The organism is Aureimonas sp. Leaf427, from assembly GCF_001425485.1.
In the GTDB taxonomy this organism is placed as follows: Bacteria; Pseudomonadota; Alphaproteobacteria; order Rhizobiales; family Rhizobiaceae; genus Plantimonas.
In genome coordinates this window covers 1-6,461 of the sequence record NZ_LMQW01000038.1, presented here as the reverse complement: position 1 = coordinate 6,461, position 6,461 = coordinate 1, and the positions used below count along the sequence as shown (strand labels likewise).

The 6,461-nt window shown below is 68.4% G+C and carries 7 protein-coding genes; 1 reads left to right on the top strand and 6 read right to left on the bottom strand.

Annotated features, from left to right (window positions below; all coding sequences use genetic code 11):
- Positions 1 to 93: 93 nt before the first annotated feature.
- From ASG62_RS17820 to ASG62_RS17790, 6 genes are all read right to left on the bottom strand, one after another.
- The gene (locus ASG62_RS17820) at positions 94 to 807 is read right to left on the bottom strand and encodes a hypothetical protein (protein WP_056695772.1); all 714 of its coding nucleotides are present in this window, start codon (positions 805 to 807) and stop codon (positions 94 to 96) included.
- 454 nt (positions 808 to 1,261) lie between these two features.
- Positions 1,262 to 1,876 carry an SCO family protein gene (locus tag ASG62_RS17810; RefSeq protein ID WP_056695766.1) on the bottom strand — a complete coding sequence of 205 codons (615 nt, stop codon included), beginning with the start codon at positions 1,874 to 1,876 and terminating at the stop codon, positions 1,262 to 1,264.
- On the bottom strand, positions 1,873 to 2,358 hold the full coding sequence (locus tag ASG62_RS17805) for a copper chaperone PCu(A)C (RefSeq protein WP_056695763.1): 486 nt from the start codon (positions 2,356 to 2,358) through the stop codon (positions 1,873 to 1,875). The genes ASG62_RS17810 and ASG62_RS17805 overlap by 4 nt, the downstream gene beginning before the upstream one ends.
- Entirely contained in the window at positions 2,355 to 2,798 is a 444-nt protein-coding gene (locus tag ASG62_RS17800) for a DUF411 domain-containing protein (protein ID WP_056695762.1), read from the bottom strand. Before ASG62_RS17800 ends, ASG62_RS17805 begins: the two co-directional genes overlap by 4 nt.
- 21 nt (positions 2,799 to 2,819) lie before the next feature.
- Entirely contained in the window at positions 2,820 to 3,422 is a 603-nt protein-coding gene (locus ASG62_RS17795) for a methyltransferase family protein (protein WP_057180544.1), read from the bottom strand.
- A complete protein-coding gene (locus ASG62_RS17790) occupies positions 3,419 to 5,599 on the bottom strand; it encodes a heavy metal translocating P-type ATPase (RefSeq protein WP_057180542.1) in 2,181 nt (726 codons plus the stop codon). Before ASG62_RS17790 ends, ASG62_RS17795 begins: the two co-directional genes overlap by 4 nt.
- Before the next feature lie 67 nt (positions 5,600 to 5,666).
- On the opposite strand from ASG62_RS17790, the gene ASG62_RS17785 reads away from it, so the two are divergent.
- Positions 5,667 to 6,089 (top strand): MerR family transcriptional regulator, encoded by a 423-nt coding sequence (locus ASG62_RS17785; RefSeq protein ID WP_056695756.1) that lies wholly within the window; start codon positions 5,667 to 5,669, stop codon positions 6,087 to 6,089.
- The last annotated feature ends 372 nt before the right edge of the window (positions 6,090 to 6,461 follow it).

The following is a 6,461-nucleotide window of genomic DNA, read 5'->3' as shown; positions in this document are numbered from 1 at the left end:
ACCGCTTGGTCGCCATCCAAAGCTCCGTGTCGCAACACGGAACCCTATGAATCAGCGATCAACCCGATTGGGAATCCTGAATGTCGATCCGGCCTAGGCGACGTAGATCGGCACCACGCGGAGCGCGCCGTCGACTGCGAGCCCGAGCTGAGGCACGACCGCCGCGAAGACCAGGAACAGGACGAGCGCCGTCGCCGGAACGGGCATCACCCCGAGGCTCTTCCGGACACGCTCGGCCACGGCGCTGCGCGTCGCGCCGAACTGGACGACCGCGGCAAGGGCCAGCGGGATCGCGATCAGCAAGACGAAGGCATGGAGGAACGGCCCGACCTGAACCAGCCGAGCGGCGTCTTCGCCGAGGAGGAGGCCGAGGTAGACAGGCAGCAGGAGCATCTGGAGGACGAGCAGCGCGGGCGTCGAGGCCAACAGGAGCCGAGCGTCGGCCCGGCCGATCTGGGCGAAGGTCACGACGTAGTCGATGCAGGGCGCCAGCAGCACCATGAGGACGCCGAGGCGGAGCATGGGGTCGGCGGGCAGGAACTGGAGGAGGCCGAACACCAGAACGGGGATCGCCACAAAGTTCGCCCCTGCCAGGGTGGCGAGGAACCGGACCTGAAGGAGGGCGCGCCAGAGATCGGCCAACGGGACCTGAAGGAAGGTGACGAACAGCATGAAGGCCAAGGCGGGATCGATGGCCGACGCGAGGCCCGTCGTTGGAAGGGCGAACGACGCCGCGACGGCTGCCAGGATTGTCGCGAAGTAGATCGCCACCTGTCTGGCTTCGAGCGTCTCGCGCAGATGGTTCATCCTCAGGTGTCTTTCATCGTTCGTCGGAGGGCGCGCACGTTGCGTCCGCATGTCCGCTTGAACGGACCGAGACATCCTCTCATCTCACCAGCATTCACTGGAGGGTACCCAAGCGGTGGCGCGCAAACATCGAAAACCGGGACACTGGGTGGAGCCGTCGCCGACGCCAGCCGCCGGGCCCGCGCGCTGCTGGCTCTGCGCCCGTCCTCTCGGCCGTCGAACCGAATGGCACCATCCGCTTCCGAAGAGCCGCGGTGGACGTGACACGGTTCCGGTCCACCCGATCTGTCACCGGACGATCCATGCCTGCTTCACGAACCTTGATCTGGAACGGCATGCGGAGGAGGCGCTACCTTTGGAAACCAACCCTGAGGTGGCCCGCTTCCTGCGCTGGATCGCCAACAAGGCGCCCGACTTCCACGCGCCGACCCGCAAGGCGCGTTGAACTCTGCTGTCACGCCCCGACCGCGAGCAGACGTTCCACCTTCTGCCGCCGGACCTTCATGTCCTCGTGCATGTCGAGCGTCCCGGCGAAGCCGCCGTCGCGGTCGTAGAGGTAGACCCCGGCCGAGTGGTCGACCGTGTAGTCGCCGCCCTCCGTCGGCACCTTCTTCCTGTAGGCCTTGAAGGAGGCGAACGCCCGGTCGACCTCCGCCTCCTGACCCGTCAGTCCAACGATCCGCGGATCGAAGGATTGGAGATAGGCGTTCAGCACCTCGGGCGTGTCGCGCTCGGGGTCTCCGCTGACCAGCACGACCTGAAGGTCGTTGGAGCGAGGGCCTAGATCGGCGAGGAGCACCGACAGTTCGCCGAGCGTCGTCGGGCAGATGTCGGGGCAGTGCGTGAAGCCGAAGAAAACGGCGACGGGCTTGCCGCGGAAGTCGGCCCACGTCCTTGGCTTCCCGTCCTCGTCGACCAGCTTGAACTCGCCGCCGACCGGCGTGAGCGACGTCGTGGACGCGGCGGGTGTGGGCGCCGCCCCGGGCATGATCCATGCCGCGCCGGCAAGGACACCCGCGGCGACCGCAACAGCGCCCCAGAGCCAGCGGCGGACGGCGCGAAGCGTCATGGCTGGTGCCCCGCGTGCGAAGGCGCGGCGGCAGCCGCGCCGAAGCCCTCGACCGAGAACCGGACGGGGACGGTCCCGGCACGCTCGAAGACAAGGGTGCCGTCGAACGACGTGCCCTTCACGATCGGCCCCTTCAGGTCGAGCAGCATGACGTGGGTGCCACCGGAGGCGAGGTCGACGGTGGCCCCGGGTTCGACGAGGATCCCGTCCTCGACGCGCCGCATGCGCGCGACGCCGTTCTCGACGGTCGTGGCATGGACCTCGAACCGCCCGGCGACGGTCGCGGTCCCGCCGACCAGCCGATCCGGCTCGGTTCCGTCGTTGCGGATCGAGAGGTAGCCGACGCCGACCTTTGCGTTCGGCGGCGTCGGGCGGGAGGACGGATGGTCGATCGTGAGGTTGCCGGCCCTGAACTCGTGCCCGCTGGCCGGCCCGAGCAGGACGGCCAGGCCAAGGGAGGTCGCGGCGACGAGAGACCTCACTTCGGGTACCGCGCGAACACCGTCGACGTACCGTCGCGGGCGACGAGGAGCACCTCGTAGGGCTCGTCGCTGGTTCCCATGCCTGGGCTGCCCGCAGGCATGTCGGGCACGGCAAGACCGATCGCGTTCGGCTTCTCGGTGAGCAGGCGCTTCACCTCGGCGGCCGGAACGTGGCCCTCGACGACGTAGCCGCCGACGAAGCCCGTGTGGCAGGAGGTCTGGCCTGGCTTCAATCCAGCGCCCGTCTTCTTGGCGTAGAGATCGGCCATGGCGAGGTTCTCGTTCGAGACTTCGAACCCGGCCTCCTCGAGGTGCTTCATCCAGCCGATGCAGCAGCCGCACCCCGACGTGGAGAACATCTCGACGGTCTCGGCCGCCATGGCGGTCGTGGACAGGAGCGCCAGGGCGCCCGCGAGGAATGTCGTGCGCTTGGACATCATGGGTTCATTCTCCTCGGGTCGTCAGATCCAGCGCCGGACGGCGCTTCGGTAGGCGAGGTATGCGGGGCCGAACGAGCGCTGGAGGAAGCGCTCCTCGTCCCGGACCTGGATCTCGCATGCGATCCAGAAGACACCCGCGCAGGCGATCATCGCGGGCGCCGGGACCGCCACCGCGAGCCCGGCCGCCATGGCGAGCATCCCGAGGAACACGGGATTGCGGGACAGGCCAAATAAACCCGTCGTGACCAGCGCGTCGGGCGCCACTTCCGGGACACCGACCCGCCATCTGCGACCCATGTCGTCTTGAGCGAACAGCGTCAGGGCCTGTCCGCTCATGGCCAGGAACAACCCGGCAAGGCGTACGATCGAGGCCTCGCCCGTCATCGGGTTGAGGAACGGCGTGGTGGCTCCCGTTGCGTACGCCACGAGCGCCAGGACAGCGCCGACGACCGATCCGGCGAACAGCAGCCGCGCGAGCCGCTGGCGGGCGCTCTGCCCGAAGCCGTAGGCACGGCTGCCGATGGAGGCCGACGTCCGACGGGTGGCGAGCGCCAGCCATGCTGCGGTGACGGCCAGCATGACAAGCGGGCCGAACCGAAGGAGTTGGTCGACGGCTTCGTTCACCGCGGCTTCCATCCGAGCAGCCGCATGGCGTTGGCGGTGACGAGGACGGTGGCGCCCGTGTCGGCGAGGATGGCCGGCCAGAGGCCCGTGATGCCGACAACGGTCGTGACGAGGAACACCGCCTTCAAGCCGAGCGCGATGGCGATGTTCATCCGGATGTTGCCCATGACGCTCTTCGCGAGGGCGATCATGTCGGGGATGTCCCGCACCCGTCCGTGCAGCACGGCGGCGTCCGCCGTCTCCAGGGCGACGTCGGTGCCGCCGCCCATGGCGATGCCGATGTCGGCGGCCGCCAGCGCCGGGGCGTCGTTGATACCGTCGCCGATCTTGGCGACCTTGAACCCCTCGGCCTGGAGCTCGCGCACGATGCGTTGCTTGTCCTGCGGGAGAAGCTCGGCGCGCGCCTCGATCCCGAGGCCCGCCGCCACGGCCCCGGCGGTGCGCTTGTTGTCGCCCGTCAGCATGACGGTCCGGATGCCGGATGCCTTCAGGCTCGCGAGACCATCGACCGCGTCCGGCCGCGCCTCGTCACGCATGGCGATGAAGCCCGCGACGGTGCCGTCGACGACGACCACCGACACCGTCTTGCCCTCGGCGTTCAGCGCCGCGATCGCGTTCCCTTGGCTTGCCGAAAGGGGCGTGCGCTTGTCGGCGGCCTGCGGCGACCCGAGGAACACCCGCTCCCCGCCGACGCCGCCCTCGATGCCTTCGCCAGCAATGGCGTTCGCGTCGAACGACGGCGGCATCGGAACCTTGTCGGCCCTGGCACGATCGAGGATCGCCACCGCCAGCGGATGGCTGGAGCCCTTCTCGAGCGCGGAGGCCAGCGAAAGGACGTAGGGTCCGGGGCGGCTGCCCGCGACGATGTCGGTCACGACGGGCTTGCCTGCCGTCAGCGTGCCCGTCTTGTCAAAGGCGATCGCAGTGATCTTGCCCAGCGTCTCCAGCACGGCGCCGCCCTTCATCAGGAGGCCGCGGCGGGCGCCCGCCGACAGGCCGGCGGCGATGGCCGCGGGCGTGGAGATTACGAGCGCGCAGGGGCAGCCGATCAGGAGGATGGCGAGGCCCTTGTAGATCCACTCGTCCCACGCGCCACCGAACGCCAGCGGCGGAACGACGGCGACGAGGGCGCCGACGACGAGAACGGCGGGGGTGTAGACCTTCGAGAAGCGGTCGATGAAGCGCTCGGTCGGCGACTTCGACTCCTGCGCCTCCTCAACCAGCCGGACGACGCGCGCGATCGTGTTGTCGAAGGCCGCCGCCGTCACACGGACGCGCAGCACGCCGCCGGCGTTGATCGTGCCGGCGAAGACGGGATCGCCCACGACCTTGCGCTTCGGCACGCTCTCGCCCGTCACCGGCGCCTCGTCGATCTCGCTCGCTCCTTCCGTGATGGTCCCGTCGGCCGGAACGCGGTCGCCCGGACGCACCAGGATGATCGCACCGACGCGAAGGCTCTCGGCAGGCACCTCGGTCGTCTCGCCGTTCACCTCTACGATCGCGGTCTTCGGCACGAGCGCGGTCAGGCCTTGGATGCTGGCCCGGGCACGTCCGGCGGCGACTCCTTCCAGCATCTCGCCGATCAGGAACAGCAGCAGGACGGCCGCCGCCTCCTCCTCCGCGCCGATGAACATGGCGCCCACGGCGGCGATGGTCATCAGTGTCTCGATCGAGAACGGCGTGCCGTATCGGGCCGCGGTGATCGCGCGCCACGCGACGGGCACCAAGCCGACGGCAAGCGCCAGCAGGAACGCGACACGCTCGACTTGGGGGAACAGGTGGCCCAAGGCATAGGCGGCGAGAAGGGCCGCTCCGCAGGCTGCCGTCAACTTGGCCTTCTTCGTGCGCCACCACGGAGCGTCACCGTCCGAGGCGGTGCCGTGGGCATGCCCATGGCCGTCGTCGTGCGAGTGGTGCCCGCTTTCCGAGGACAGACCGCCGGGAGCGGCGTTCGCGTTCGCGGGCTCCGCGCCGTAGCCGAGGTTGCGCACCTGCCGCATGATCCGGTCGCCGTCGACGTCGTCGCCGTGGCGGACCTTCAACGTTCCCGCCGAGACCGACACGGAAACCTCCTCGACGCCGGGCAATTTCCGCACGGCCGTGTCGATCTTGGAGGCGCATCCCGCACAATCCATGCCTGTCACCCGGTAGCGGGTCTCGCTCGATGCGGCGCTCATGGCGGTCTCCTTGCGTCGGTTGCCAAGGAGGCCTACTTCCTCATGTGGCTAGAGGAGCAAGTGGATAATGAAGACGGGCGTCCCGATCGGTGCGGCATCGAAGGCGAGCGGCATCAAAGTGCCGACGATCCGCTACTACGAGGAGATCGGTCTCCTGCCGACGCCGCCGCGCACGGAAGGCAACCGTCGCCTCTATGACGCCGCCGACATGCGACGCCTGCGGTTCATCCGCCATGCCAGGGAACTGGGGTTCGAGATCGCCCCGATCCGCGAGCTGTTGGCGATGGCGGGAGAACCGGATCGCCCCTGTGAAGGCGCGGACGGGATCGCGCGGGCCCATCTCGCGGACATCGACCACAAGATCGCCCGGCTGACGGCGCTGCGGACGGAAGTCGCGCGGATGGCGGACTGCACGAACCACTCCGTCGCCGACTGCCGTGTGATCGAGGTGCTCGGCGACCATGGCGAGTGCCTGCACGAGACGCACTGATGATCGCCTCGCGCGGCCAATTCGAAGTGACGGCTGTCGACCCAACTAAGACGCTTGGATCAGCTCCGCATCGTCCCGTAAGCTGCCGTTCCTCGCGAACAGTTCGACCAAGACGATCGCATCAACCTACGGAGGCCGCTGTTCGCTCGACGTCTCATCGAATGCTTCGACGAACTCAGAGACGATCGCGGCCACCAGACGACCCGTGATCCGGTCTTTCTGCCAGAGCGCCGTCATTTCAACAGGGCTGGCCTCCCAATCAGGTAGAACGCGCTCTAGGCCGGATCGACATTCAGCCCAACCAGAGCATGGCGCCGGCCAAGTGGACGAAGCCTTTGAAGTGGATGGTGCGGCGGTCGTAACGAGTAGCGA

Bases quoted from the DNA above. Each gene is read 5' to 3' on its own strand.
- ASG62_RS17820 (WP_056695772.1), bottom strand. From the start codon at position 807: ATGAACCATCTGCGCGAGACGCTCGAAGCCAGACAGGTGGCGATCTAC.
- ASG62_RS17810 (WP_056695766.1), bottom strand. From the start codon at position 1,876: ATGACGCTTCGCGCCGTCCGCCGCTGGCTCTGGGGCGCTGTTGCGGTC.
- ASG62_RS17800 (WP_056695762.1), bottom strand. From the start codon at position 2,798: ATGATGTCCAAGCGCACGACATTCCTCGCGGGCGCCCTGGCGCTCCTG.
- ASG62_RS17790 (WP_057180542.1), bottom strand. From the start codon at position 5,599: ATGAGCGCCGCATCGAGCGAGACCCGCTACCGGGTGACAGGCATGGAT.
- ASG62_RS17785 (WP_056695756.1), top strand. From the start codon at position 5,667: ATGAAGACGGGCGTCCCGATCGGTGCGGCATCGAAGGCGAGCGGCATC.